The 26,166-nt window shown below is 51.1% G+C and carries 21 protein-coding genes and 1 tRNA gene; 11 read left to right on the top strand and 11 right to left on the bottom strand.

Translation table 11 applies throughout. The annotated features are described in order from the left end of the window. Positions 1-50: 50 nt before the first annotated feature. Positions 51-1,691, bottom strand: a complete 1,641-nt coding sequence (locus JK223_RS02390; protein ID WP_212712601.1) for an ABC transporter substrate-binding protein — start codon at positions 1,689-1,691, stop codon at positions 51-53. Positions 1,692-2,171: 480 nt separating this feature from the next. Further along, positions 2,172-2,828, bottom strand: coding sequence for a YchE family NAAT transporter (locus JK223_RS02385; protein WP_212712600.1), 657 nt, complete (start codon positions 2,826-2,828; stop codon positions 2,172-2,174). 386 nt (positions 2,829-3,214) lie between these two features. On the opposite strand from JK223_RS02385, the gene adhE reads away from it, so the two are divergent. Further along, the gene (adhE, locus tag JK223_RS02380) at positions 3,215-5,893 is read left to right on the top strand and encodes a bifunctional acetaldehyde-CoA/alcohol dehydrogenase (RefSeq protein WP_212712599.1); all 2,679 of its coding nucleotides are present in this window, start codon (positions 3,215-3,217) and stop codon (positions 5,891-5,893) included. A gap of 55 nt (positions 5,894-5,948) precedes the next feature. On the opposite strand, the gene JK223_RS02375 is transcribed toward adhE, so the two are convergent. Then, entirely contained in the window at positions 5,949-6,569 is a 621-nt protein-coding gene (locus JK223_RS02375) for a thymidine kinase (protein WP_212712598.1), read from the bottom strand. Positions 6,570-6,835: 266 nt separating this feature from the next. Between JK223_RS02375 and hns the strand changes: the two genes are divergently transcribed. Next, positions 6,836-7,240, top strand: a complete 405-nt coding sequence (gene hns, locus JK223_RS02370; protein ID WP_212712597.1) for a histone-like nucleoid-structuring protein H-NS — start codon at positions 6,836-6,838, stop codon at positions 7,238-7,240. A gap of 79 nt (positions 7,241-7,319) precedes the next feature. Here hns and JK223_RS02365 read toward each other — a convergent pair whose 3' ends face one another. From JK223_RS02365 to rssB, 3 genes are all read right to left on the bottom strand, one after another. After that, the gene (locus JK223_RS02365; protein WP_212712596.1) at positions 7,320-8,327 is read right to left on the bottom strand and encodes an NAD-dependent epimerase; all 1,008 of its coding nucleotides are present in this window, start codon (positions 8,325-8,327) and stop codon (positions 7,320-7,322) included. A gap of 223 nt (positions 8,328-8,550) precedes the next feature. Then, the gene (gene galU / locus JK223_RS02360; protein ID WP_212712595.1) at positions 8,551-9,447 is read right to left on the bottom strand and encodes a UTP--glucose-1-phosphate uridylyltransferase GalU; all 897 of its coding nucleotides are present in this window, start codon (positions 9,445-9,447) and stop codon (positions 8,551-8,553) included. Positions 9,448-9,616: 169 nt separating this feature from the next. Continuing rightward, complete coding sequence (gene rssB / locus JK223_RS02355) at positions 9,617-10,645, bottom strand: two-component system response regulator RssB (RefSeq protein ID WP_212712594.1); 1,029 nt, start codon at positions 10,643-10,645, stop codon at positions 9,617-9,619. A 216-nt stretch (positions 10,646-10,861) separates the two neighbouring features. On the opposite strand from rssB, the gene JK223_RS02350 reads away from it, so the two are divergent. The 4 genes from JK223_RS02350 (at position 10,862) to xthA (ending at position 13,653) form a co-directional block, all read left to right on the top strand. After that, positions 10,862-11,323: a YchJ family protein gene (locus JK223_RS02350; protein ID WP_212712593.1), complete on the top strand. Its 462-nt coding sequence runs from the start codon at positions 10,862-10,864 to the stop codon at positions 11,321-11,323. 53 nt (positions 11,324-11,376) lie between these two features. Then, positions 11,377-12,225: a formyltetrahydrofolate deformylase gene (purU, locus tag JK223_RS02345; protein WP_212712592.1), complete on the top strand. Its 849-nt coding sequence runs from the start codon at positions 11,377-11,379 to the stop codon at positions 12,223-12,225. Positions 12,226-12,370: 145 nt separating this feature from the next. After that, positions 12,371-12,455: transfer RNA gene (locus tag JK223_RS02340), tRNA-Tyr, on the top strand. Between the two features lie 391 nt (positions 12,456-12,846). Continuing rightward, entirely contained in the window at positions 12,847-13,653 is an 807-nt protein-coding gene (xthA, locus tag JK223_RS02335) for an exodeoxyribonuclease III (protein WP_212712591.1), read from the top strand. A gap of 416 nt (positions 13,654-14,069) precedes the next feature. Here the strand turns inward: xthA and JK223_RS02330 are convergent, their stop codons facing one another. Continuing rightward, positions 14,070-15,995, bottom strand: coding sequence for a DNA topoisomerase III (locus JK223_RS02330; RefSeq protein ID WP_212712590.1), 1,926 nt, complete (start codon positions 15,993-15,995; stop codon positions 14,070-14,072). A gap of 201 nt (positions 15,996-16,196) precedes the next feature. Then, the gene (locus tag JK223_RS02325; RefSeq protein ID WP_212712589.1) at positions 16,197-16,745 is read right to left on the bottom strand and encodes an NAD(P)H nitroreductase; all 549 of its coding nucleotides are present in this window, start codon (positions 16,743-16,745) and stop codon (positions 16,197-16,199) included. 169 nt (positions 16,746-16,914) lie between these two features. Between JK223_RS02325 and sppA the strand changes: the two genes are divergently transcribed. Together sppA and ansA are read left to right on the top strand one after the other, a co-directional pair. After that, positions 16,915-18,780, top strand: a complete 1,866-nt coding sequence (gene sppA / locus JK223_RS02320; protein WP_212712588.1) for a signal peptide peptidase SppA — start codon at positions 16,915-16,917, stop codon at positions 18,778-18,780. A 101-nt stretch (positions 18,781-18,881) separates the two neighbouring features. Next, a complete protein-coding gene (ansA, locus tag JK223_RS02315; protein ID WP_212712587.1) occupies positions 18,882-19,895 on the top strand; it encodes an asparaginase in 1,014 nt (337 codons plus the stop codon). 49 nt (positions 19,896-19,944) lie between these two features. Here the strand turns inward: ansA and JK223_RS02310 are convergent, their stop codons facing one another. After that, entirely contained in the window at positions 19,945-20,223 is a 279-nt protein-coding gene (locus tag JK223_RS02310; protein ID WP_212712648.1) for a YeaC family protein, read from the bottom strand. Continuing rightward, positions 20,224-20,634 carry a peptide-methionine (R)-S-oxide reductase MsrB gene (msrB, locus tag JK223_RS02305; RefSeq protein ID WP_212712586.1) on the bottom strand — a complete coding sequence of 137 codons (411 nt, stop codon included), beginning with the start codon at positions 20,632-20,634 and terminating at the stop codon, positions 20,224-20,226. A gap of 324 nt (positions 20,635-20,958) precedes the next feature. On the opposite strand from msrB, the gene gapA reads away from it, so the two are divergent. Then, entirely contained in the window at positions 20,959-21,957 is a 999-nt protein-coding gene (gapA, locus tag JK223_RS02300) for a glyceraldehyde-3-phosphate dehydrogenase (protein WP_212712585.1), read from the top strand. Positions 21,958-22,038: 81 nt separating this feature from the next. Further along, positions 22,039-22,914 carry a D-hexose-6-phosphate mutarotase gene (locus JK223_RS02295; protein WP_212712584.1) on the top strand — a complete coding sequence of 292 codons (876 nt, stop codon included), beginning with the start codon at positions 22,039-22,041 and terminating at the stop codon, positions 22,912-22,914. A gap of 103 nt (positions 22,915-23,017) precedes the next feature. Here JK223_RS02295 and JK223_RS02290 read toward each other — a convergent pair whose 3' ends face one another. After that, the gene (locus JK223_RS02290; protein ID WP_249213405.1) at positions 23,018-23,767 is read right to left on the bottom strand and encodes a MipA/OmpV family protein; all 750 of its coding nucleotides are present in this window, start codon (positions 23,765-23,767) and stop codon (positions 23,018-23,020) included. A gap of 402 nt (positions 23,768-24,169) precedes the next feature. On the opposite strand from JK223_RS02290, the gene JK223_RS02285 reads away from it, so the two are divergent. Then, on the top strand, positions 24,170-26,104 hold the full coding sequence (locus JK223_RS02285; RefSeq protein WP_212712583.1) for a PrkA family serine protein kinase: 1,935 nt from the start codon (positions 24,170-24,172) through the stop codon (positions 26,102-26,104). The last annotated feature ends 62 nt before the right edge of the window (positions 26,105-26,166 follow it).

Raw genomic sequence — 26,166 nt, 5'->3', positions numbered from 1 at the left:
ACCGGAAAACCGGCCTGTGCCACAGACACAGACCGGACCCGTAAAATAAATTAGTGCTTGATTATATATAAGTTTTTATCGTAAACATGGTCAAGCGGGTCTTTACCGGTGTAGCCACCGACATAGGTTTTCACCAGCCGGGTATTGGCATAATAGAATACCGGAACAATAGCGGAATCTTTATCCATGATCTGTTCAGCTTTTTGATAATCCGCCGCACGCTGTGCAGCATCGCCGGCATTGGCAGCATCTTTCAGCGCCTGATCGAAAGCGGTATCTGAATAGAACGCGGTGTTATTACTGTCACCGGTCTGCATCGTGTTCAGGAATGAACTTGGCTCGTTATAATCCGCACACCAGCCGGCACGCGCCATCTGATAGGTTCCCTGATGTCGGGAGTCCAGATAAGTCTTCCATTCCTGGTTTTCCAGTACCACATTCACACCCAGATTTTTCTTCCAGATGGACGCGGCAGCAATGGCCAGCTTTTTATGCAGATCAGACGTGTTATAGAGCAACGTAAAGGTCAGCGGGTGTCCCGGACCGTAACCGGCTTCCTGCAGTAATTTTTTGGCCTCGTCATTACGTTGCGCCTGGGTTTCGGTGAACCAGGCCGGTTTTGTCACATCGATTCCATTGGTGGCAGGATCGGTCAGGCTGTAGGCCGGGGTTTGTCCCTGAGCCAGGACTTTATTCACGATGATATCGCGATCCAGTCCGAGTTTGATGGCGGTACGGACGCGGGCATCATTGAATGGCGCAGACTTATTATTCAGCTCATAGAAATAGGTGCAGAGATAAGGGTCAACATGCAGGTCTTTCGGGTGATCCTGCTTCAGCTTACGGAATAATTCGATAGGCAGGTTGTTATAGCTGACATCACTGCCATCTGCTGAGTAGAAGCGATTGACGTCATTCACTTCAGAATCGATCGGCAGGAAAGTCACTTTATTGATCACCGTATGGGCATTATCCCAGTATTTCGGGTTACGCACGACGACGATTTTTTCGTTCACAATATGGGCCTGCAGGGTATAGGCACCGTTTCCGACCCAATGCTGCGGTAATGTCCACTGATCGCCATATTTTTCGACTACCGGCGGATAAACCGGAGAGAGTGCGGCATACGTCAGTAGCTGATCGAAAAAGGGAACCGATGTGGTCAGTGTCACTTGCAGTGTATGATCATCCAGCGCTTTTACACCCAACTGGTCCGGCGATTTTTTACCGGCAATGATGTCATCCACATTTTCCACATGCCCGTATTGCAGATAACTGGCATACGGCGAGGCTGTTTTTGGGTTGACCAGCCTGCGCCAGCTGTAGACGAAGTCCTGAGCGGTCACCGGAGCACCGTTCGACCAGAGGGCATTTTTACGTAAGTGGAAGGTCCAGACTTTACCGTCTTTATTTTCCCAGCTTTCTGCCACCCCGGGGATCACTTTGCCGTTGGTTCCGACAGTCGCCAGCCCTTCCAGCAAATCATAACTGACATTACTTTCCGGATTACCTTCAATTTTATGCGGATCCAGGGACTGTACTTCCCCGCCATTACCTTTTGTTAATTCCTGTTTCGCGGCCAGTGTGACCCCGGCCGGGACGTCCGCGGCCAGGGCCTGCTGAATAGCCATCTGGCTCATTGCAAGGACAATCCCTGCTGCGAGTAGTTTTTTACCAGGTAATTTGCTCATTTTCCGGCTCCGTTGTTTGCATTTGTTATTGTCTGACGGCCAGGCCCCCCTTACACAGGGAGTGTTTTACTGATTATTTCCTTACCGTCGTTACTGTGTCTGTCTTTTTTTTACTCGTGAATAAATCTGATGTATTGATAGCAGGATAATTTCACAGAGAAATGATTCACCTTCACACAATGAAACATAATCAACATTATGAAACATAATCACTACAAAGCGATAAAGTTCACAATAAAAAACTATTTAATGCATGAAGTATGCCAATAAATGTTATCCGTAATGAAAATTTCTAATCTGTCAGGAAACTGACCGACATTCTGACTTGTGTAAAAAACCAGGCGAACAATCTTTAATCAGAAACGCTGCTAATAACAGCAGGAGAATTATTACCGGCAGGAATGGCGAGGATGCGTCATGGTGCAACCTCACCAAAAGGGTGCCCCATTTTGGTGAGGTGTGAAATTGGCGCGAATTAAGTTAATGCAGGACAGATAAGCCGGGGAACAACGCACGAATACCGGTCACTATAAATTCGATACCCAATGCCATCAGTAACAGCCCCATAATTCGTGTGATCACGTTGATGCCTGTCTGACCCAGAACACGAGCCATCATCGGCGCTGCACGGAACAGTAACCAGCAGCTGGCGGCAAAAAGTGCAATCATCACCGAGAAGCAGAGAATATTGACCCAGGAGTCATAGCGCGTTCCCCAGACAATGGTCGAGCTGATGGCTCCGGGCCCGGCCATCAGAGGCAGGGCTAACGGAACGACCCCCAGATTCTCATGCGGTTCAGAGGTTTGTGCTTTCTCTTGTTTATTTTGCTTATCCTCACCGATTTTTCCGCTGATCATTGACATCGCAATGGTCACCACCAGAATACCGCCGGCGATACGGAACGAGTCGATCGAAATGCCGAACAGGGCCAGAATACTGTTGCCCAGTAACAATGAAATCCACAGGATGATGGCAACCGATAAGTTGGCCGTCATGTTGGTTTTATGGCGCTCGACGGTTCCCTGTGTACTGGTCAGGGTGATAAACACAGGAATGATGCCGACCGGATTCACCAACGCAAATAACCCGATGTAGAATTTGATATAAGTCGGCAGATCGGAAAGAAAAGAAGACAAAGTGTACCTCAGGCTGGGGGGCGAAGATCGATGCGTAAGTATAGACAGGTCGACACTGCAGGAAAAGCACTATTACAGGCGCCAGGCAACCCCTTCTGTTATTTTTTCTGTGACCTCAAACCGGAGTTACGCCTGCTCTGCCCTCCGTGATTTTATCCCCCTGAACCGCCCTCTTCCCGGCCATCGCGAATGTTCACGCTGAATGGTATCAGCCTGGCACTGACTTGATCTGTATCAGTATGCCTCCCTGCAGATGCCGATACTCTATCCCTGACCCGACAGTGCTGAAGTGAAACCTTTTTAGTAAACATTCGTATTACCCCTGAAGCACCCATAGCCCTCGCGTTTGTTTACTAAAAAGTTTAATTTTCCTTCAGGAGATAATCATGACTGTCACAAACGTTGCCGGGTTAAATGCACTGGTCGGGCGGGTTAAAAATGCCCAACGGATCTTTGCCGGATTCAGTCAGGAACAGGTTGACAAGATCTTCCGTGCCGCGGCACTCGCCGCCGCCGATGCCAGAATCCCCTTAGCAAAGATGGCCGTTGCTGAATCAGGGATGGGGATCATTGAAGACAAAGTGATCAAAAATCACTTTGCTTCCGAATATATTTATAACGCGTATAAAGACGAAAAAACCTGCGGTATCCTCGAGACCGATGATACGTTTGGAACCATCACCATCGCTGAACCTATCGGCATTATTTGCGGTATCGTCCCGACCACCAATCCTACCTCAACGGCTATCTTCAAAGCACTGATCAGTCTGAAGACCCGGAATGGTATCATTTTCTCCCCCCACCCGCGAGCCAGAAACGCGACCAATAAAGCCGCAGAGATTGTCTTACAGGCGGCCATTGCCGCGGGTGCTCCTCCGGACATTATTGGCTGGATCGATGAGCCCTCTGTCGAACTGTCGAACCAGTTGATGCATCACCCTGATATTAACCTTATCCTGGCGACCGGCGGGCCGGGTATGGTGAAAGCCGCGTACAGTTCAGGTAAGCCTGCCATTGGCGTCGGGGCGGGGAATACGCCTGTGGTCATCGATGAAACTGCGGATATAAAACGTGCCGTCGCTTCTATTCTGATGTCAAAAACCTTTGATAATGGCGTTATCTGCGCCTCTGAGCAGTCCGTAATTGTCGATACGCAGATTTATGACGCGGTTCGCCAGCGCTTTGCCTCGCATGGCGGTTACCTGCTGCAGGGCGAGGAACTGCAGGCCGTCCGTGGAGTGATTCTGAAGAACGGCGCGCTGAATGCCGCCATCGTGGGCCAGCCAGCACCGAAAATCGCCGAAATGGCGGGTATTATCGTGCCTGCCGATACCAAGATCCTGATCGGCGAAGTGACGGATATCGATGAAAGCGAACCTTTTGCACATGAAAAACTGTCTCCCACCCTCGCCATGTATCGGGCGACCGGTTTTGAAGATGCCCTGACCAAAGCAGAAAAACTGGTAGAGATGGGCGGTATTGGCCATACCTCCTGCCTGTATACGGACCAGGATAACCAGACAGAAAGAGTGAAACTGTTTGGCGAAAAGATGAAGACGGCGCGCATTCTTATCAATACCCCGGCGTCACAGGGCGGGATCGGTGACCTTTATAACTTCAAACTGGCGCCTTCCCTGACTTTGGGCTGTGGATCCTGGGGGGGCAACTCCATTTCTGAAAACGTCGGGCCGAAACACCTGATCAATAAAAAAACCGTCGCTAAACGGGCTGAAAATATGCTATGGCACAAACTTCCTAAATCCATTTATTTCCGTCGCGGCTCATTGCCGGTTGCTCTTGAAGAGATCGCCAGTGACGGGGCCAGGCGTGCTTTTATCGTGACGGATCGCTACCTGTTTAATCATGGTTATGCCGATCAGGTGACCCGGGTTTTAAAAGCGCACGGCGTGGAAACTGAGGTATTCTTTGAAGTGGAGGCGGACCCGACGCTCAGTATTGTGCGCCAGGGCGCTGCACAGATGCATAGTTTCAAACCCGATGTCATAATCGCGCTGGGCGGAGGCTCCCCGATGGATGCCGCCAAGATCATGTGGGTGATGTATGAACATCCGGAAACGCATTTCGAAGAGCTGGCGTTACGCTTTATGGATATCCGTAAACGTATCTATAAGTTCCCGAAAATGGGAGTAAAAGCCAGCCTGGTGGCGATTACCACTACTTCCGGTACCGGTTCAGAAGTGACGCCATTTGCGGTGGTGACCGATGATGCGACCGGATTAAAATATCCGCTGGCTGATTATGCGCTGACCCCGGATATGGCGATTGTGGATGCGAATCTGGTGATGGATATGCCGAAGTCACTGTGTGCCTTCGGCGGGCTGGATGCGGTCACACATGCGCTCGAAGCGTATGTGTCTGTGCTGGCGAACGAGTATTCTGACGGACAGGCATTACAGGCACTGAAACTGCTGAAAGAGAATCTGCCGGCCAGTTATCATGAAGGAGCAAAAAATCCTATTGCCCGTGAACGCGTGCACAATGCCGCCACCATTGCGGGTATTGCCTTTGCGAATGCCTTCTTAGGCGTATGTCACTCCATGGCGCATAAACTGGGATCAGAATTCCATATTCCACACGGCCTCGCCAATGCTCTGCTGATCACGAACGTCATCCGCTATAACGCCAATGATAACCCGACCAAGCAGACCGCCTTCAGCCAGTACGATCGTCCGCAGGCCCGCCGCCGCTATGCCGAAATTGCCGACCATCTGGGCTTAGGTCAGCCCGGTGATCGCACTGCCGGCAAGATCACGGCATTACTGCACTGGCTGGAAGAGATTAAAGCGGACCTGGGTATTCCGAAATCTATCCGCGATGCCGGTGTTCAGGAAGCTGACTTCCTTGCCCGTGTGGATAAGCTGGCCGAAGATGCCTTCGATGATCAGTGTACCGGGGCTAACCCGCGTTATCCGTTAATCAGTGAACTGAGGCAGTTAATGCTGGATAGCTATTACGGACGTGAATTCAGCGAAGTCCCCGACAATCATGACCAAAAAAACGAAGAGAAGCCGGTCACCGCTAAAAGCCGTAAAAAAGTGAAATAACCCTGCTCACAGGCTGCCGGTAAACCGGCAGCCTGGCACAGTACCGGGAAAGTCGTTATACCGGGGGTTGCCCGTTACCATAAATCGCATCCGTGCTGTTCTCATCAATCGCCTGCCAGTAATGTTTACGGCAGACCGAGATATACCGTTCATTCCCGCCAATAACCACCTGCTCCCCTTCTTTAAACGGCTTCCCCTGGCTGTCGAGGCGAAGTACCATGCTCGCCTTTCGGCCGCAGTGACAAATGGTCTTCAGCTCGACCAGTTTGTCTGCCCAGGCCAGCAGGTACTGACTGCCTTCGAACAGTTCTCCGCGAAAATCGGTACGTAACCCGTAGCACAGCACAGGAATATCCAGCGAATCCGTGACAATGGTGAGCTGCCTGACCTGATCCCGGGTCAGAAACTGGCTTTCATCCACCAGCACACAGTGGATTTTATCGCGCTCATGTATTTCTGCGACCTGCTCCGCAATATCTGTCCCCGGACGGTATAACAGCGCCTCTGCCGACAGCCCGATCCGTGAACTGACTTTGCCGTGACCAAACCGGTTATCGATTTCTGCGGTATAAATAACCGTCTTCATTCCCCGTTCATGATAGTTATAAGAGGATTGCAGCAACGATGTCGATTTTCCGGCGTTCATTGCTGAATAATAGAAGTAAAGCTGTGCCATCAGAAAGATCCCGATCAGGAAGGAATAATAGCGGTTATATTAACATAATCGTCAACTGAAAATGTGATGATGCATTTACCGGTAATTAAAAGACAGGTTTACATTACCTGCCTGAGGATAAATGACCCATCCGTCCTCCCCTTCGGTAAAACGTCTTTACGCTTTATTTATAAACGCCGGCATAGTATTCAGTTGCAGTAAATTTTACCGCAGACTATGATTATATCCTTACGCATAATAACCAATTAAATTGTGAGATCCGGACAATGAGCGATGCCATTAAATCGTTGAATAATATTCGTACACTGCGTGCGCAAGCCAGAGAATACAGCATCGAAACGCTGGAAGATATGCTGGAAAAATTTGAAGTTATTGTCAACGAACGCCGTGAAGAAGAATCACATGCTGTCGCTCACAATGCCGAGAAAATTCGTAAGCTGGAACAATACCGTGAAATGTTAATCGCTGACGGGATTGATCCGAGTGAATTGCTGCAATCTGTGGCAGAAGCCAAACCTGCTACCAGGACCCGTCGTGCCGCGCGCCCTGCCAGATACCAGTACACCGATGAGAAAGGTGAAGTCCGTACCTGGACCGGTCAGGGACGCACACCTGCCGTGATCAGAAAAGCGATGGAAGCCGGAAAAACACTGGAAGATTTTGCACTCTGAGTCTGAGCCATGTTTCATCAGGGTTATTTCCTGAACGGTAATAACCCTGTTAACGGGAGGATAAATATCCTCCCTTTTTTTATACCTTATAATAGTCTCTGTACCAGTCGACAAATTTCTTTACGCCGGTGATGACCGGGGTTTCCGGGGTAAAATTGATCAGATCATAGAGTTCCCGGGTATCGGCACTGGTATCCAATACATCCCCGGGTTGTAATGGCAGCATATTTTTTCTGGCGGTCATTCCCAGCGCCTGCTCGAGTGCGGAAATATAATCCATCAGCGGCACCGGTTGACTGTTACCGATATTATAAATACGGTACGGGGCTGAACTCATCGCCGCAGACCCGGACTCAACGTTCCAGTCGCTCTTCGGCGCCGGCACTTTATCCTGTAAGCGGAAAATAGCTTCCACTATATCATCGATATAGGTGAAATCACGCTGCATCTTACCGTAGTTATAAACGTCAATCGCCTCACCGGCCAGCATCGCGCGGGTAAACTTAAATAATGCCATATCAGGGCGGCCCCAGGGACCATAAACCGTGAAAAAGCGCAACCCGCTGACCGGCAACTGATACAGATGCGCGTAACTATGACTCATCAGCTCATTCGATTTTTTAGTCGCGGCATACAGAGAAACCGGATGGTCCACACTGTCCCCGGTGGAAAACGGCAATTTACGGTTCAGTCCGTAGACAGAACTCGAACTGGCGAATAGCAGATGGCCGACTTTTTGCTGGCGACAGCCTTCCAGAATATTCAGATGTCCGACAATATTGGCATCGACATATGCGTGGGGATTCTCTATCGAGTAACGGACACCGGCCTGAGCGGCCAGATGAATCACCCGGTCAAACCGGAAACGGTCAAATAATTGCTCCATTGCGGCACGGTCAGCGATATCGGTGTGCTGAAAAGTGAAATCAGGATAGGCTTCCAGCAACCGGACCCGATCCTTTTTTAACTGCACATCGTAATAGTCGTTCAGATTATCGATACCGACGACCCGGTAACCGGCCTTGAGTAATCTCAGACTCACATGAAACCCAATAAATCCTGCTGCACCGGTGACCAAATAATTCATATCATCCTCAACTCTTACCACTAATAAGGCCTCCCTTTTCAGGGGGACCGTTAATTCCTGTTCTTCAGACGGGCAAATGATACAGCTTTCCGTGGCGAAAGTTCACGGTTTGTTTTCATTCGCGCCCCGGACTGCCGTGAAAAAAACATTTCACGCCCTCCGGGTAAAAAAAAGGCCACACAACATGGTTGTATGGCCTGCAAAACGTATCAGCGCAAGCTTATCAGACGGTCTTTTTCAGCCAGGCTTTAAAGTCTTCACCTAACACCGGATGGCGAACACCGTATTCGACAAAGGCTTCCATATAACCAAGCTTGTTACCGCAATCATGGCTACGCCCTTTCAGGTGGTAGGCTTCCACGGTTTCTTTATCCATCAGCATGGCGATAGAATCGGTTAACTGAATCTCACCACCGGCGCCCGGAGGCGTTTTCGACAGCAGAGGCCAGATATCTGCCGACAGCACATAACGCCCGACAACGGCCAGGTTAGACGGTGCCTCTGGCGCTTTAGGTTTTTCGACCACACCGACCATAGGCGCACTGTCACCGGGTTGCAGTTCTGCACCCTTGCAGTCGACCACACCGTAGGCAGTTACATCTGCAACCGGTTCCACCATGATCTGGCTGCTGCCGGTTTCATCGAAGCGACGCAGCATCTCTGCCAGGTTATCCTGTTGCGGGTTAGATTCGTATTCATCAATGATGACGTCCGGCAGGATCACCGCGAATGGTTCATCGCCGACCAGCGGGTGTGCACACATCACTGCGTGGCCCAGTCCTTTAGCAACACCCTGACGCACCTGCATAATAGTTACGTGTGGCGGGCAGATGCTTTGAATTTCATCGAGCAGCTGACGTTTGACACGTTTCTCAAGCATGGCTTCCAGCTCGAAACTGGTGTCAAAGTGGTTCTCAATCGAGTTTTTCGATGAATGTGTGACCAGAATGATTTCATGGATTCCGGCAGCAATACATTCATTCACGACATACTGAATGAGTGGTTTATCAACCAGTGGCAGCATCTCTTTCGGGATAGCTTTGGTTGCCGGTAGCATTCGGGTTCCCAATCCGGCGACCGGAATTACCGCTTTTTTTACTTTTGATTTATAAGCAGACATCAAATTACCTCACTCGCGGGCCTGAACCCAATAGTTCTATAAATTTATACGTTAAGGAGTATAACAGCTTAAAGCAGCGATTTTACCGTTCTGGTAAAAATCCACTGAAATTAGGAATTATACCAACCGGGGATTTCCGCCCGAACATAAGTAACTTACAACATATTTATTACCTGGAACACTCATCATTATCTGAAAGCATAAGATTAATTCTACCGCCTGCGCCACTGATATTACATTCACAGGCGTTAAGATTAAAACTATGCTGACTGGCATGTATTTTACGGAACGTACCAGGAGGGATCCCTGTTTCCAGAACCTGATGCTGCCCGTTAAAAGAAAGCGTGCTATGCAGACCCGCCGGGATCAGCAATAAGTTATGAAGATGACGGTTGTAATAACCCACCAGTAGCGGGAACTGTCCCTGCATACCGGCATCCTCCAGTAACTGATTAATATCGTTAAGAATTGTGGTTATCTGTGGCAATGGCTGATGCTGATCGGCTATTTTTTTTCTTAGTAATTCGTTAAACAGCACCCGCAACAGTAATGCCGCCATCACTCCGTTATCACCCGCTCTGGTGACATCCAGTATATAGAAGCCGAGCTGATGATCAGAAAGCGCAGCGATATCAAATACCAGTCCGGGTTTTTCTGTCGGTGTCAGTTGGCGATAATTGACTCGCGTCTCTGCCAGCACTTGCCGGATAGGCGGTTGTAACTGCCTGAGCAACTGAACTGCTTTTTCCGGATGACGGATCAGACTGTCCCAGCCATCGAACAATAATTCATCTTCTTTGACTTTAGAGGCAAACATCGACGGATAAAGACACTCAAGAAGAATTTCACGTAACCGTGGAATATCATCCAGAGGTTTCAGAATCACATCCTGAACGCCCAGGCGCAACATGCCGGCAATTTCGGAGACATCTTCACTGGCTGTCATAACAATCACGGGCAGTGAACATCCCTGCGCGCGCAGCTGTTGCACGAATTTTTCCCCGCGCATTACCGGCATCTCAAGATCGCAGATGATCAGATCAACCGGATGCTGATCCAGCATTTCCAGTGCTGTCATACCGTTGATGGCTTGCAGAATATTTGCGCCCATATTCGCCAAAATACCACTTAACAGCGACGAAAATACAGGCTCATCATCAATCACCAGAATCAGCTTACCGGATAATGTATTACTCATTACAAATACCTGTTGTTAAACCTGACGGGTACCCTCTCCGCAGGCCAGGAACTTCATTTGCGGCCTGTAATACAGGCTTTCGCAGCGTCCCCCGCCCCCGGGAATAAGAATTTGACAATTAACTATAGTATAGTTCATTCCGAATCGTTCACTTTGTTACCTTCCGTCAGGTTGTAACATGATAATATCAACAGGCTGTAATAATCCGGAGATGATGTGTCCACCGAATACTGCCCCTGTGGCAACACAGAAACCTATGATGCCTGCTGTGGCCGTTATCTGAGCGGACAGCACCGCATCCCTGACGCTGAATCCCTGATGCGTTCGCGTTACACCGCTTATCAGCGCGGGAATTCCGGCTGGCTGCTTGCCACCTGGCATCCTTCGCAACGAAGCCCTGAGCTGACCGCCAGCCTGTCTTCCGGCTTGTCCGACACTGAATGGCTCGGGCTGAATGTTATCGCACATACTTATGAAAAAGATAGTAATGAAGCCTTCGTCACCTTTTATGCCCGATATCGCGATAAACAACAAACTTCTGCTATTTACGAACGTTCACGCTTTATCAGAGAAGAACAACACTGGTATTATATCGACGGCGTTCATCTGCAGGCTGGCAGAAACGATCCCTGCCCCTGCGGTTCGGGCAAAAAGTTTAAAAAATGTTGTGGCTTATGATAACTAAAACGCCCTTCATGACTGAAATCTGATTCGACAGGATACATTGCACAATGCAAGCCCAGACACTACAAAAAAAAGTTTTAAGAACCATTTGTCCCGATGCGAAAGGCCTTATCGCTAAAATTACCAATATTTGCTACAAGCACGAACTGAACATCGTTCAGAATAACGAATTTGTAGATCACCGTACCGGCCGCTTCTTTATGCGTACCGAACTTGAGGGGATCTTTAATGACACCACTCTGCTGGCCGATTTAGACAGTGCCTTACCTGCCGGTTCCGTCCGCGAACTGCAAGCTGCCGGTCGCCGCCGTGTCGTGATTATGGTGACAAAAGAAGCTCACTGCCTGGGCGACTTACTGATGAAAAGTGCCTTTGGCGGTCTGGACATGGAAATTGCGGCCGTTATCGGCAACCATGAAACCTTACGCTCACTGGTGGAACGTTTCGATATCCCCTTTGTACTGATAAGCCACGAAGGACATACCCGCGAAGAACACGATATGCTGATGGCTGATGAGATTGAACGCTATCAGCCGGATTATGTCGTGCTGGCGAAATACATGCGGGTACTGACCCCTGAATTCGTTAAGCGGTTTCCTAATAAAATTATTAATATCCACCACTCTTTCCTGCCAGCCTTTATCGGTGCACGGCCTTATCATCAGGCCTATGAGCGTGGTGTAAAGATTATCGGCGCGACGGCGCATTATGTTAATGATAATCTCGATGAAGGCCCGATCATTATGCAGGACGTGATCCATGTCGATCACACCTTCAGCGCTGACGATATGATGCGTGCGGGCAGAGATGTTGAGAAAAATGCCCTGAGCCGCGCACTGGACAAGGTGCTGGCGCAACGGGTCTTTGTCTACGGTAACCGGACGATCATTCTGTAATTTATTGGGTAAATAATACGCAACCCATTAATTTTCAGTGCAAAAAACAGGCAAACAGTCATAAATATCTGTTTTGCCTGTTTACACCACGATAGGTTTTGTTATTATGCATCCCGCTTCAGCAGTCAACGAAGCATCACAATCTGGTGGGATTCCCGAGCGGCCAAAGGGAGCAGACTGTAAATCTGCCGTCACAGACTTCGAAGGTTCGAATCCTTCTCCCACCACCATTTCCTGACCTGTATCCTCCTCTGTCATTTCCGGTTCACTCTTCCTGTTATCTGTATTGAAAACCCGCTTCGTTTTCTTATCCTTACCCGTTTGTCATACGCACTGCCTGATGATTAAAGCGATCCCTGGTCTGTATTCAGCCTGATCTTACCGGTTCCTTGTCGGGGTCATCCGTATTGTCTGTACTCTCCCTTTTATCTGCACTGCCCGCCATCAGGTTGTCCGCAGAGTCAGTGGTCCGCGGATTACCCGGCCGGAAGACTTCCCGGTGTTACTGGCAACCGACGTTTTACTGCCTTGCGTTCCGGCCGCCTCATCCCTGCCGTGACGGTGACATTTATTGAAAAAATCGCTACCATCGCGGATAAATTCTCTGACTGTGGTTAAAACATGAAATTTGTTTCTTTCAATATCAACGGACTCCGGGCACGTCCCCATCAGCTGGCCGCACTGGTTGAAACTCACCAGCCGGATATTATCGGGTTGCAGGAGACCAAAGTTCACGATGATATGTTCCCGCTGGAAGAAGTACAGAAACTCGGTTACCACGTCTTCTTCCATGGCCAGAAAGGCCACTATGGCGTCGCACTGATGACGAAAATGGAACCGGTCAGTGTGCAGCGTGGTTTTATTACCGATGAAGAGGATGCCCAGCGGCGGATAATAATGGCTGAGATCCCCTCGGCTATCGGTAATATTACGGTGATTAATGGCTATTTCCCGCAGGGGGAAAGCCGCGACCATCCGCTGAAGTTCCCTGCAAAAGAGAAATTTTACCGTGACCTGCAGGATCATCTGGAATCGCGCTTAGATCCGCAGCAGCCGGTACTGATCATGGGCGATATGAATATCAGCTGTACCGACAGTGATATCGGTATCGGTGATGACAACCGCAAACGCTGGCTGCGTACCGGTAAGTGTTCTTTCCTGCCGGAAGAGCGCGAGTGGATGGATAAACTGCTCGGATGGGGGCTGACCGATACCTGGCGGGCTGCCTGGCCTGACACTCATGACCGCTTCTCCTGGTTTGATTACCGTTCGAAGGGGTTCAATGATAACCGCGGTCTGCGCATCGATTTACTGCTGGCAAGTCAGCCTCTGGCCAGCCGGTGTCTGCAGACCGGTATCGATTATGATATCCGCAGTATGGAAAAACCGTCAGATCATGCCCCGGTCTGGGCGACCTTTGATCTCTGAGTTTCACTCACCGACGGAGACGTTCCCGCGGGCCTGATGGTCCGCGGGCTGCCGGATCAGCGGTAATGCCCCCGGCACACGGCGCTCCCGGCCGCATCGTAAACACTGGCCCCCGCTTTTCAGCCCCGCCATAATTGCCGGTGATTGTTCCGGCAGACTGGCTGGCCCGCCCGGCGGCCACTGTTCAGCTTTCAAAATTTACAATGAACACTCGCCAGGCATTATCACTGAGCGGGAGATTTTTCTGCCCTCCGGCGTAATGACGCTGTCCTTGAAGGCCTCATATAACTCGCCGGGCACTATCCACGTTACCCTTTTCAAAAGGTTTTCAGGTCTGAATACGGGCTAACCTCTGCGGCCAGCACGGTTACCGCACCCAGGATCATCAGAAATCCGAGGGTTACAGACAGCATAAGTCACTCCCGGCTGGCTTTATGTTTCCTGCCTTTACTACTGCCCTTGCTGGGGCGTTTTGCCTGTCCGCGGGGCAACTGCCTGAGGATCTGTACAGGGGGGGTACGCCGGGCTTCGCCGATCAGCTGATGCAGCGTTCCGACCAGAGGCTGCATAAAATCCTGATAGCGGAAGTTTTTCTCGCTGATACTGGTCAGCATCGACTCCCACTGTGCCGTCATATCAGGGCTGGCTGCCGGCTGTGGTAACGCGTGGATCAGGGCCTTACCCACGACTGTGGAATGAATATACCGGCCCTTCTTTTCCAGAAATCCCCGTTTAAACAGCAATTCGATGATCCCTGCACGCGTCGCCTCGGTTCCTAATCCATCGGTCTCTCTGAGCACTTTCTTTAAGGCTTTATCCTGGACAAAACGGGCGATCCCGGTCATTGCAGAAAGTAAGGTCGCATCGGTGAAGTGGCGCGGGGGCTGTGTTTTCTTTTCCACCACCTCGCCTTTTTCGCACAACAGCTCATCCCCTTTTTTGACTTCAGGCAGCGGCGTGCCATCATTTTCCTCATCACGCTCTTTGTTACCCAGCAATACCCGCCAGCCGGCGACCGCCAGGAAACGTGCTTTGGCGATAAACTTCCCACCCGCAATCTCCAGATCGATAACACATTTCCGGTAAACCGCGTCCGGGCAGAACTGCATCAGATACTGGCGAGCCACCAGCCCGTAAATATTCAGCTCATTCTCGGTCAGTTTTGTCCGGCTGCGTCTGGCGGTAGGAATAATGGCATGGTGAGCATCGACCTTTTTATTATCCCAGCAACGGTTACGCACATCGGTGTCCAGTTCCTGTGGCATTGCCTGATGAGGCAGATGTGTGCCGATCGCTTCCAGCACCGCATGACGTCCGGCGAAGTGTTCTTCCGGCAGATAACGACAGTCTGAACGGGGATAAGTGATCAGTTTATGGGTTTCGTAAAGCCGCTGGCAGACATCCAGTACGGTCTGGGCGCTGAGCCCGAACCGGCGGGCAGCTTCAATCTGTAAACCGGATAACGAGAACGGCAATGGTGCTATCTCAGACTCACGTTTATCCTGATAATGGCTGACCATCGCCGGCTGGCCGTTGATCCGCTGACAGACATGTTCTGCCAGTGAACGGTTAAGTAGCCGGCCCTCTTCATCCTGCCAGGACTCACACGCATCACTGGGCACCCACACTGCGGTAAACCGTTGTTCATCCCCGGCCAGAATATGAGCTTTCACTTCAAAGAAATCGCGGGCAATAAAGTTTTCAATCTCTTCGTCACGACGCACCACCAGTCCGAGTACCGGAGTCTGCACCCGGCCGACAGAGAGCACACCGTCGTAGCCGGCATTACGGCCAAACAGGGTATACGCCCGGGTCATATTGATACCGTACAACCAGTCGGCCCTTGCCCTGGCCAGCGCAGAAATACAGAGCGGCACGAAATCACGGTTATCCCGTAACCGTTCGATGGCACGGGCGACCGACTGTGGATTGAGATCATTGATCAGACAACGCTGAACCGACTTTCTTTTCTCATCGCTGAGTTTCAGATAATCCAGCACTTCGTCAACCAGTAACTGTCCTTCACGATCGGGGTCACCGGCATGAACGATATGGGTTGCCTTCTGCAACAATCCGTCGATGACGCTGAGCTGTTTTGCGACTTCAGGGCGAGGTTTCAGTTGCCATTTTTCAGGGACAATCGGCAGATCGGCCAGTGACCAGCGAGCAAAACGCGGGTCATAATTTTCCGGTTGTGCCTGTTCCAGCAGATGGCCGACACACCAGGTCACAATCTGGTCATCTCCGCAGGCAATAAAACCCTGCCCGCGACGATGGGGTTCAGGCAAAACTTCAGCAATCGCCCGGGCAAGGCTGGGTTTTTCGGCAATAAACAAACGCATTAACCGCGATCTTCCTTTTTTTCCGGCTCCGGGTTGGGGTGACCTCCGTGCCAGGGGTGAATACTTTCAGTCGCCGGAACCGGCGACCTGCCGGCTGCTCTGCCGGTCTTCTGCATACTGCGGCATAACGACAAACGCCCGGCACAAAGGTCCGGGGCACTATCATAGGGTAATCATGCCAGACTGGCTGACAAAGATCTGTCAGAAATGGCTGACAAAAGGTGCAGAATCAACGGCTGTTAATGGTGCCGCTTTCAGCCGGGGGGTTCCCAGATACAGGAAACCGACAATCTTGTCCTGTGGCCGGCACCCCAGGCCCTGACGAACCACCTCGTGTTCTGTCCAGGCACCACTGCGCCAGATCCCGTTAAAGCCCTGCGCCTGGGCCGCCATTTGCATGGCCATCACCGCGCATCCTGCAGAGACCACCTGTTCCCATTCCGGCACCTTAGGATGTTCTTCACAGCGTGCAATCACCGCGATAATCAGCGGAGCCCTGAAAGGTGCATTCTGCGCTTTTTCTGTGGCTTTTTCGTCTGCCCCGTCATGAGTTGCGGCCGAAACCAGCAGCTGGCTGAAACGTTCACGCCCTTCTCCTGCGATCATAACAAAGTGCCAGGGTTGCAGAGCACCATGATCAGGCGCACGCAAACCTGCCTGCAGAATATTTTCCAGCGTTTCACCTTCGGGTGCCGGTTCCACCAGCCGTGACGCAGAGCGTCGCTGTAATAATAAATCTAATGCGTTCATAACGTCCTCATATGCAGTCTGTCTCTGACAAGTCTGGCATAACAACGTGATTTGTAACAGTCTGCTGTGATTTCCTGCTGACTTTTAGAGCGGCGCTCTTTAGGATGAGGGCGGAATGATTCAGAGCGCAGGCCGCAGAATGGTCTGCAGACAATTATATGGAGAAATTATGCGCACTTTGTGGCGAATTACCGGCAGGTTATTTTCTGCCGTCTGGCGGATAATCAATTTTATCAGGGAGTTTATCCTGAACCTCTTCCTGCTGTTGCTGATCGTCGCGGGCGTCGGGATTTGGTCACAGGTCAGTGGCGGATCGGCGAATTCGGCAAAAACGCTGACCGGCGGTGCATTGAAGATTGACCTCGCCGGTATGGTCGTTGACCAGCCTTCGGCACAAAACCGTCTGAGTAAAATTGGCCGGGAGTTACTGGGCAGCCGCAGTGAAACACTGCAGCAGAACTCGGTCTTCGATATCGTGAATGCCATTCGTCAGGCGAAGAGTGACGATAAAATTACCGGTATCGTGCTGGATCTGCGCAATTTCGGCGGCGGTGACCAGCCAGCGCTGCAATATATCGGAAAAGCTTTACGGGAATTCCGTGATGCCGGTAAACCTGTGTACGCCTATGGCGATAATTTCAGTCAGGCACAATATTATCTGGCCAGTTTTGCCAATACGGTTTACCTCTCTCCTCAGGGAGCGGTCGACATTCATGGTATGGCCACTAATGCCCTCTACTACAAAACCCTGCTGGATACGCTGAAAGTGTCATCCCATGTTTTCCGTGTCGGCACCTATAAATCTGCAGTAGAACCTTTCCTGCGCGATAACATGTCAGCGGCCGCGAGAGATGCCGATACCCGCTGGATCACTCAGTTATGGAATAACTATCTGACCACCGTTTCGGCCAACCGTCAGTTAACGCCGCAGCAGGTCTTTCCTGGCGCGGACAATCTGATCACGGCCCTGAAAGCCGTAAACGGTAATACCGCTACTTATGCGCTGAATAGCCGACTGGTAGATGGACTGGAATCCCGGGCGGCAGTGGATCAGATCCTTATCCATAAATTTGGCTGGGATAGTCAGACCCATGACTACCGTAATGTCAGTATCTATGATTATCCGCTAAAAGAGTCGCAGACCAGTGCCCCGGCAAATATCGCGGTCATTGTCGCCAACGGCGCGATTGTGGACGGTGAGTCCGGTGCAGGTAACGTTGGGAGTGATACGCTGGTTTCACAAATCCGTACGGCGCGTCTGGATAAAAATATTAAGGCCATCATCCTGCGGGTCAACAGCCCGGGCGGCAGTGTGACCGCTTCTGAAGCTATCCGTGAAGAACTGATGGCCGCAAAACAAGCCGGCAAACCTGTGGTTGTCTCTATGGGCGGTGTGGCCGCCTCCGGCGGCTACTGGATCTCGACCCCGGCCAGCTATATTATCGCCAGCCCTTCGACCCTGACCGGATCGATTGGTATCTTCGGGGTGATTAATACCATAGAGAATTCGCTGAGTACCCTGGGCGTCCACACCGATGGGGTTTCGACTTCCCCGCTGGCGGATGTTGCTATGACCAAAGCATTGCCGGACCAGGTGCAGCAAATGATGCAAATCAGCATCGAAAATGGATATCATAACTTCCTCAGCCTGGTAGCAGACTCCCGTCATAAAACCACGGAGCAGATCGATCAGATTGCTCAGGGCCATGTCTGGACCGGCAGTGATGCAAAAGAAAACGGACTGGTTGATGAACTCGGTGACTTTGATGATGCAACACAGAAAGCTGCGGTGCTGGCACATATCACCACGCCTCGTCTGGACTGGTATCAGGAGCAACCGACCTTCTTTGATCAGGTACTGGATCAGATGAGTTCTTCGGTCAGCGCGTCACTGCCTGCCAGTATTAAGGCTTTCCTGCCCGCACCGCTGGCGGAAGTGATGACCGATTTACAAAATCAGCCTGGTCTGACCGGCCAGGCGGCCGATCCGCAAAACCGATATGCGTATTGTCTTAACTGCGGCGTAATGAACTGACCGGCTGGCAGCCTGAACCGGGTTCAGGCTGCTTTCCCCGGAAATTGCTATATACTGCCGCCATCTTCCGGCTTTTTTACGACTTTTGAAAAGAATACTTCATGCAGAGAAAAAATATTTATGTTGCCTACACGGGCGGGACCATTGGTATGCAGCGTTCTGCCCAGGGGTATATACCGGTGTCCGGGCATCTGCAACAGCAATTACTGGCAATGCCGGAGTTCCATCGTCCGGAAATGCCCTCCTTCTCGATTCATGAATATCAGCCGCTGATGGACTCGTCAGACATGACGCCACAGGACTGGCAGGTTATAGCCGATGATATCCACAAAAACTATGCACTGTATGATGGTTTTGTGATCCTGCACGGTACCGATACCATGGCGTTTACCGCCTCGGCGCTGTCGTTTATGCTGGAAAACCTGGGGAAACCGGTCATTGTGACAGGGTCACAGATACCCCTGGCCGAAATGCGTTCAGACGGACAGCAGAATCTGCTGAATGCATTGTATGTCGCCGCAAATTACCCGGTGAATGAAGTCACGTTATTTTTTAATAACACGCTCTTTCGGGGTAACCGGACCACAAAGGCCCATGCCGATGGCTTCGATGCTTTTGCCTCCCCGAACCTCACCCCGCTGCTGGAAGCGGGTATCCATATCCGCCGGTTACATACGCCGGCGGCACCGCAGGCTCAGGGGCCGTTTACCGTCCACCCGATCACGCCACAGCCGGTGGGGGTCGTTACGCTGTATCCCGGAATATCGGCCGACGTTGTGCGTAACTTCCTGCGTCAGCCGGTGAAAGCGCTAATCCTTCGTTCGTATGGTGTCGGCAACGCTCCGCAGAATACCGAGTTTCTGACCGAACTCAGGCAGGCTTCAGAGCGCGGCATTGTGGTCGTCAATCTGACGCAATGCATTTCGGGGAAAGTGAATATGGGGGGGTATGCCACCGGCAATGCGCTGGAAAATGCCGGAGTGATCAGTGGCTATGATCTCACCGTAGAAGCGGCGCTGACCAAGCTGCATTATCTGCTTTCTGCCGGCTATGATCCGCAACAGATCCGCGCGCTTATGCAGCAAAACCTCCGTGGCGAGCTGACCGCGGATTAACGTCCCGTACCGGCTTGTGTGGGGTCCGGACAAGCCGGTAACAGGGCAACTACAGGGTCAGTTTGGTCACCGCACCGTCGATGCCAAATTCTTCCTTCAGTGCCTGCTTACTCTTCAGCACCATCTCCCCGCCTTTGGCAATCGTCATATGCCCGGGGTTATCGTTATATCTGGCCTGCCATAACATTACCAACTGAAGCGTGTGTTCACGCTGTGCCGGGGTCAGCGCCACACCATCCGGCCACTTACCGGTTTCACTGGCCAGAACCAGGCGTTCATACAACTCCGGGGTCATGCCAGCCAGTAGATTTTCAAGATCCTTCATCAGTTACCCCGGTGTATTGTTGCCTTGCGGATCGGTAAAACTTAACGAGGCAGAGTTGACACAGTAACGCTCGCCCGTGGGTTGCGGACCGTCCGGGAACACATGGCCGAGGTGCGAATCACAATGCGCACAACGAATTTCTGTCCGGTGCATACCGTGTGAGAAATCCTCAATATAGTGGATAGCCTCCGGGGAGACAGGCTGGTAAAAACTCGGCCATCCGCAACCGGCATCGAACTTTGTCTCTGAATAAAACAGCGGCACATGACAGACCAGACAGTGGTAAATCCCTTCGTCAGTATTATGCAATAAAGCACCGCTGAACGGCGGTTCCGTCCCGCGATCCCGGGTGACATAGCGTTGTATTTCTGTCAGGTCACGTGCCGGGGTATTCCCGTTTTTTTCCGTTGTCATGAAGAAGCCATATTATTGATCCAATGAATGGGGGTATTATAACAAATAAGCAACAACAGGGACGGGTAAATTGTGCGTTGAACACAGGATCACCGGTAGGTTTGAAATTGTGATCTGCATCCCAATTTATTATGAAAAGGTTCCGCACACTATTTACCAGGTGAGTCCCCGTTATGGTTAATAGTGCTTATGCTTTAACGGGTAAAAACTGCGGCTGAGGATTGATCTGCCACAATAATTGACACGATTAAGCTTGACGCCTGAAGCGGTTTTTGTAATTTTACAGCCAACCTTTTATTCAATAACCAATAGCTGGTGGAATATATGACTATCAAAGTAGGTATCAACGGTTTTGGCCGTATCGGTCGCATTGTTTTTCGTGCTGCGCAACAGCGTTCAGACATCGAGATCGTTGCAATTAACGACCTGCTCGACGCCGAATACATGGCTTACATGCTGAAGTATGACTCCACCCATGGTCGTTTCGACGGGACCGTAGAAGTTAAAGACGGTGCACTGATCGTTAACGGTAAAAAAATCCGTGTAACCAGCGAAAAAGACCCGGCCAACCTGAAATGGGACGAAGTGGGCGTGGATGTGGTGGCTGAAGCGACCGGTATCTTCCTGACCGACGAAACTGCACGTAAACACATCACCGCAGGCGCGAAGAAAGTTGTCCTGACCGGTCCTTCCAAAGACGACACCCCGATGTTTGTTCGTGGTGCCAACTTCGATAAATATCAGGGCCAGGATATCGTCTCTAACGCTTCCTGTACCACTAACTGCCTGGCCCCTCTGGCTAAAGTTATCAATGATAACTTCGGTATCGTTGAAGGCCTGATGACCACGGTTCACGCGACCACTGCAACGCAGAAAACCGTTGACGGCCCGTCTCATAAAGACTGGCGCGGCGGTCGTGGTGCTTCCCAGAACATCATCCCTTCATCTACCGGTGCGGCTAAAGCCGTCGGTAAAGTCCTGCCGGAACTGAACGGTAAACTGACCGGTATGGCTTTCCGTGTCCCTACCCCGAACGTTTCTGTCGTTGACCTGACCGTTCGTCTGGAAAAAGCCGCCACTTATGAGCAGATCAAAACTGCCATCAAAACGGCTTCTGAAGGCACAATGAAAGGTGTTCTGGGTTATACCGAAGACGACGTGGTTTCTACCGATTTCAACGGTGAAGTCTGTACTTCATTCTTCGATGCGAAAGCAGGTATTGCTCTGAATGATAACTTCGTGAAACTGGTTTCCTGGTATGACAACGAAACCGGCTACTCTCACAAAGTGCTTGACCTGATTGCACTGGTTGCGGCCAAATAAAATCAACGGAAAGTCCGTGATTAACAGGGGCGACTTCGGTCGCCCCTTCTTTTTGTGGGTTGATCCCTCTGAGGAGAGCAAATGCAGGAATCACTCTATAAACTGCCGGTTAACCGTCAGATCACCCCCTATATTTCTCTGCGTCAGAAAGGTCAGTTGCCGCTGATAGTGGTTAATCATCCGGCGGTACATGCGGTGGTTGCATTGCAGGGGGCCCATCTTATTTCATGGCAACCTTCCGGTGAAAAGCCGGTGATCTGGTTAAGCGATGAAACGGCATTCACGGAAGGTAAAGCCATTCGCGGCGGCGTACCGGTCTGCTGGCCCTGGTTCGGCCCGGCCGGTCAGCCGGCTCATGGTTTTGCCCGTAACCTCCCCTGGACACTGCTGGCTCATGATGAAAATGAGCAGGGAGTCAGTCTGACATTTGAGCTGAAGCACTCGCCACAAACTCATAAATACTGGCCACACGATTTTTCACTGATTGCCCGCTTCCGCCTGGGAAAACAGTGTGAAATTGAACTGGAAGCTCACGGTGAATTTACGTCGACTGCAGCATTGCATAGCTATTTCCGGGTGGCCGATATTGCCGGCGTCTCTGTCAGTGGCCTGGGCAGACCGTATATTGATAAAGTCGCCGGCGGGACGACGGCAGAGCAGCTTACGCCGCAAACTTATCCTGATCAGGTAGACCGTATATTCACTGCCGCCGATGACTGCAATGTCATTGAGGATACCGCCGGTAAACGCCGGCTGGAGATTTACCACCATCATAAAAGTGACGTTGTCACATGGAATCCGGGCCCTGCACTTTCCTGCAGTATGGGAGATATGGCCAATGACGGATATAAAACTATGGTCTGCGTGGAAACGGCGCGTATTTCTCAGCCGCTGGTCAGCAAACACGATGCTCCGGGCCGTATGGGAGTGATGTTTAAGGTGGTCAGAAACGCCTGATGCGTCAGAGGATCCTCTGACGCCCTTCGCTGTAGTATTGCGGGGCATCACCTGCCCCGCTCAGGACCGCATGTCAGCCCCTGCTACCTTCACAGCATCAGTTTCAGAACGTGTAACTCAGCCCCGTCCAGACCATTGCCTGACCGGACTTCGCTACCATCGGACTGTCTTTCACCTCGCTGCCGAACCACTGATAACGTCCGCCTACCCCTAACTGCCAGCGGGAGGTCAGCGGATAACTGGCGCTGACTTCCACGTACGGAAGCCAGCTGTCCCCCGCATCGTAGGAGGATATGCCGCTGCGCCGTGATTCCGCCGATGACACTCCGTAATAATAATTCGTCTGCTTGCTGCTGTTCCAGCTGACCCCGACCCCCGGGTTGAGCGAGATCCCGTCCAGCATCAGCGGGTAATGCCAGTTGGTATTCCAGACAAAACCGTTACTCTGGTCCAGTACATCGCCCACCAGCGAGGTTTTCAGAACTCCCCAGTCAGCAATGTGTTGCCATTGTCCACCGGCCATCAGGGTCAGATGACGTTTATCCAGTTGCTTCATGGCAGACGACGAGGTGCGCTTCGGGTCATACTCCTGCCCCGAACTGGTGATGATCAATGAGAATTGGTCCTGCTGATCTTTCCACAGAAAATAGCCGCCCTGCAGTCCGGAAACAAAAAAATTCGCATCTTCGTAATTGATTAACGGGAAGGGATAATACCGTTCCTTACCGCCCTGATACGGCGATTGAACGTACAACGCCCCCGCGCCGAGGGTCAGAGGTGAACCTGCCGCCAGAACGCCGGAGGTGAAACAGGCAGTCGCCAGGGTAACGGCTGTCAGATATGATGTTTTCAAACCAGAGGATCCTTAATTTAATGTCTGCTATCCGATATCAGCGGTCATATTCACCGCCGGCAAGAGGGAGAGAATAAACGTAAATTCCCCCTCATGGCCCGCGTTTCGTGCCCTCACACGCTGCAGTCCCCCGCTGATAAATGACAGGATAGTACAGTTTGTTATTGATATATCGCTAAATAGTGCAAAAAACCGTGTGTGAACTGAAAATTTCTGACTACAGTTAAATAATACGACTCTGTACAAAATTTGTAATGACACACGGTCAGGACATTATTTCTTAAACATCTCCTCCTGGCATAAGGGCTGCTTTATCAGCCTGTGAGTCGTCTTTTCCCGGAGCAAATCCTGTCATCATTCTGCTCCTTTACCTGTGCTAAAAACAAAAGGACGGGCATCGCTATGAATATATTCGATCATTATCGCCAGCGTTATGAAGCGGCCAAAGACGAAGAGTTCACACTGCAGGAATTTCTGGCCATCTGTAAAAAGGATCGCAGTGCCTACGCCAATGCCGCAGAACGACTGCTGACCGCCATCGGACACCCCGTCATGGTGGATACCGCTCAGGACCCAAGGCTTTCCCGTATTTTTTCGAACCGGGTGGTCCCCCGCTATCCGGCTTTCGAAGAGTTCTACGGGATGGAGGAAGCTATCGAACAGATAGTCTCTTATCTGAAACATGCCGCTCAGGGGCTGGAAGAAAAGAAACAAATTCTTTATCTGCTCGGGCCGGTCGGCGGCGGGAAATCCTCACTCGCTGAGCGGCTGAAAGCGCTGGTTCAGCGGGTTCCCATCTATGTTCTGACCGCTAACGGAGAACACAGCCCGGTGAACGATCACCCGCTATGTCTGTTTAATCCTGTTGAGGATGCGGGGATTCTGGCGGAGGAATACGGTATCCCGCGTCGTTACCTGGGCACCATAATGTCCCCGTGGGCGGCCAAACGTCTGCAGGAGTTTGGCGGTGATATCTCCAGGTTTAAAGTCGTTAAGGTCTGGCCCTCCATCCTCGGGCAACTGGCGATTGCAAAAACGGAGCCGGGGGATGAAAACAACCAGGATATTTCAGCCCTGGTCGGGAAAGTGGATATTCGCAAACTGGAGCACTTCGCCCAGAACGACCCGGACGCCTATAGCTATTCGGGGGCATTATCCCGTGCGAACCAGGGGGTGATGGAGTTTGTCGAAATGTTCAAAGCCCCGATCAAGGTTCTGCATCCGTTGTTAACGGCGACCCAGGAAGGTAACTATAACGGCACCGAAGGTATTTCAGCATTACCGTTTAACGGTATTATCCTTGCCCACTCCAATGAATCTGAATGGGTGCAGTTCAGAAATAATAAAAGCAACGAAGCCTTTCTCGACCGTGTTTACATCGTAAAAGTCCCTTATTGCCTGCGGGTGTCTGAAGAGATTAAGATCTACAAAAAACTGCTGAATAACAGTGAGCTGACAGAGGCCTCCTGCGCGCCGGGTACCCTTGAAACACTGGCCCGTTTTATTATCCTGTCGCGGCTGAAGTCGCCGGAAAACTCGAGTATTTTCTCTAAAATGCGGGTCTATGACGGAGAGAGCCTGAAAGATACCGATCCTAAGGCCAAATCATGGCAGGAATATCATGATTACGCCGGTGTCGATGAAGGGATGAACGGCTTATCCACCCGCTTCGCGTTCAAAATACTCTCACGGGTCTTTAACTTCGACCATACTGAGCTGGCCGCGAACCCGGTACATCTGTTCTATGTGCTTGAACAGCAGATAGAGCGGGAGCAATTTCCGCAGGAAGTGGCCGATAAATATCTGGAGTTTCTGAAAGGCTATCTGACCCCTAAATATGCAGAATTTATCGGTAAAGAAATACAGACCGCCTATCTCGAATCCTACTCTGAGTACGGACAGAACATTTTTGACCGTTATGTGACTTATGCTGATTTCTGGATCCAGGATCAGGAATACCGCGACCCGGATACCGGCCAGTTGTTCGATCGCGAATCCCTGAACGCAGAACTGGAGAAAATCGAGAAACCGGCCGGGATCAGTAATCCGAAAGACTTCCGCAATGAAATAGTAAACTTCGTGCTGCGTGCCAGGGCTCAGAACAGCGGCCATAACCCGAACTGGACCAGCTATGAAAAATTGCGTACCGTCATTGAGAAGAAAATGTTCTCCAATACCGAAGAACTGTTACCGGTCATCTCGTTTAATACTAAAACTTCGACCGATGAACAGAAGAAACACGATGACTTTGTGGATCGTATGATGGAGAAAGGCTACACCCGTAAACAGGTACGTCTGCTCTGCGAATGGTACCTCAGGGTACGTAAGTCTTCCTGAGAACGTCTCCGGGCGGCAGAGATCTGCCGCCCTCCCGTTTAACTGTGTTGTCCGGGAGTCAG

The sequence above is a fragment of the Tatumella sp. JGM118 genome (assembly GCF_018257515.1).
In the GTDB taxonomy this organism is placed as follows: Bacteria; Pseudomonadota; Gammaproteobacteria; order Enterobacterales; family Enterobacteriaceae; genus Tatumella; species Tatumella terrea.
This window is presented reverse-complemented; position numbering and strand designations above follow the sequence as displayed.

Bases quoted from the DNA above. Each gene is read 5' to 3' on its own strand.
- JK223_RS02390 (WP_212712601.1), bottom strand. From the start codon at position 1,691: ATGAGCAAATTACCTGGTAAAAAACTACTCGCAGCAGGGATTGTCCTT.
- adhE (WP_212712599.1), top strand. From the start codon at position 3,215: ATGACTGTCACAAACGTTGCCGGGTTAAATGCACTGGTCGGGCGGGTT.
- JK223_RS02375 (WP_212712598.1), bottom strand. From the start codon at position 6,569: ATGGCACAGCTTTACTTCTATTATTCAGCAATGAACGCCGGAAAATCG.
- hns (WP_212712597.1), top strand. From the start codon at position 6,836: ATGAGCGATGCCATTAAATCGTTGAATAATATTCGTACACTGCGTGCG.
- JK223_RS02365 (WP_212712596.1), bottom strand. From the start codon at position 8,327: ATGAATTATTTGGTCACCGGTGCAGCAGGATTTATTGGGTTTCATGTG.
- galU (WP_212712595.1), bottom strand. From the start codon at position 9,447: ATGTCTGCTTATAAATCAAAAGTAAAAAAAGCGGTAATTCCGGTCGCC.
- rssB (WP_212712594.1), bottom strand. From the start codon at position 10,645: ATGAGTAATACATTATCCGGTAAGCTGATTCTGGTGATTGATGATGAG.
- purU (WP_212712592.1), top strand. From the start codon at position 11,377: ATGCAAGCCCAGACACTACAAAAAAAAGTTTTAAGAACCATTTGTCCC.
- xthA (WP_212712591.1), top strand. From the start codon at position 12,847: ATGAAATTTGTTTCTTTCAATATCAACGGACTCCGGGCACGTCCCCAT.
- JK223_RS02330 (WP_212712590.1), bottom strand. From the start codon at position 15,995: ATGCGTTTGTTTATTGCCGAAAAACCCAGCCTTGCCCGGGCGATTGCT.
- JK223_RS02325 (WP_212712589.1), bottom strand. From the start codon at position 16,745: ATGAACGCATTAGATTTATTATTACAGCGACGCTCTGCGTCACGGCTG.
- sppA (WP_212712588.1), top strand. From the start codon at position 16,915: ATGCGCACTTTGTGGCGAATTACCGGCAGGTTATTTTCTGCCGTCTGG.
- ansA (WP_212712587.1), top strand. From the start codon at position 18,882: ATGCAGAGAAAAAATATTTATGTTGCCTACACGGGCGGGACCATTGGT.
- msrB (WP_212712586.1), bottom strand. From the start codon at position 20,634: ATGACAACGGAAAAAAACGGGAATACCCCGGCACGTGACCTGACAGAA.
- gapA (WP_212712585.1), top strand. From the start codon at position 20,959: ATGACTATCAAAGTAGGTATCAACGGTTTTGGCCGTATCGGTCGCATT.
- JK223_RS02295 (WP_212712584.1), top strand. From the start codon at position 22,039: ATGCAGGAATCACTCTATAAACTGCCGGTTAACCGTCAGATCACCCCC.
- JK223_RS02285 (WP_212712583.1), top strand. From the start codon at position 24,170: ATGAATATATTCGATCATTATCGCCAGCGTTATGAAGCGGCCAAAGAC.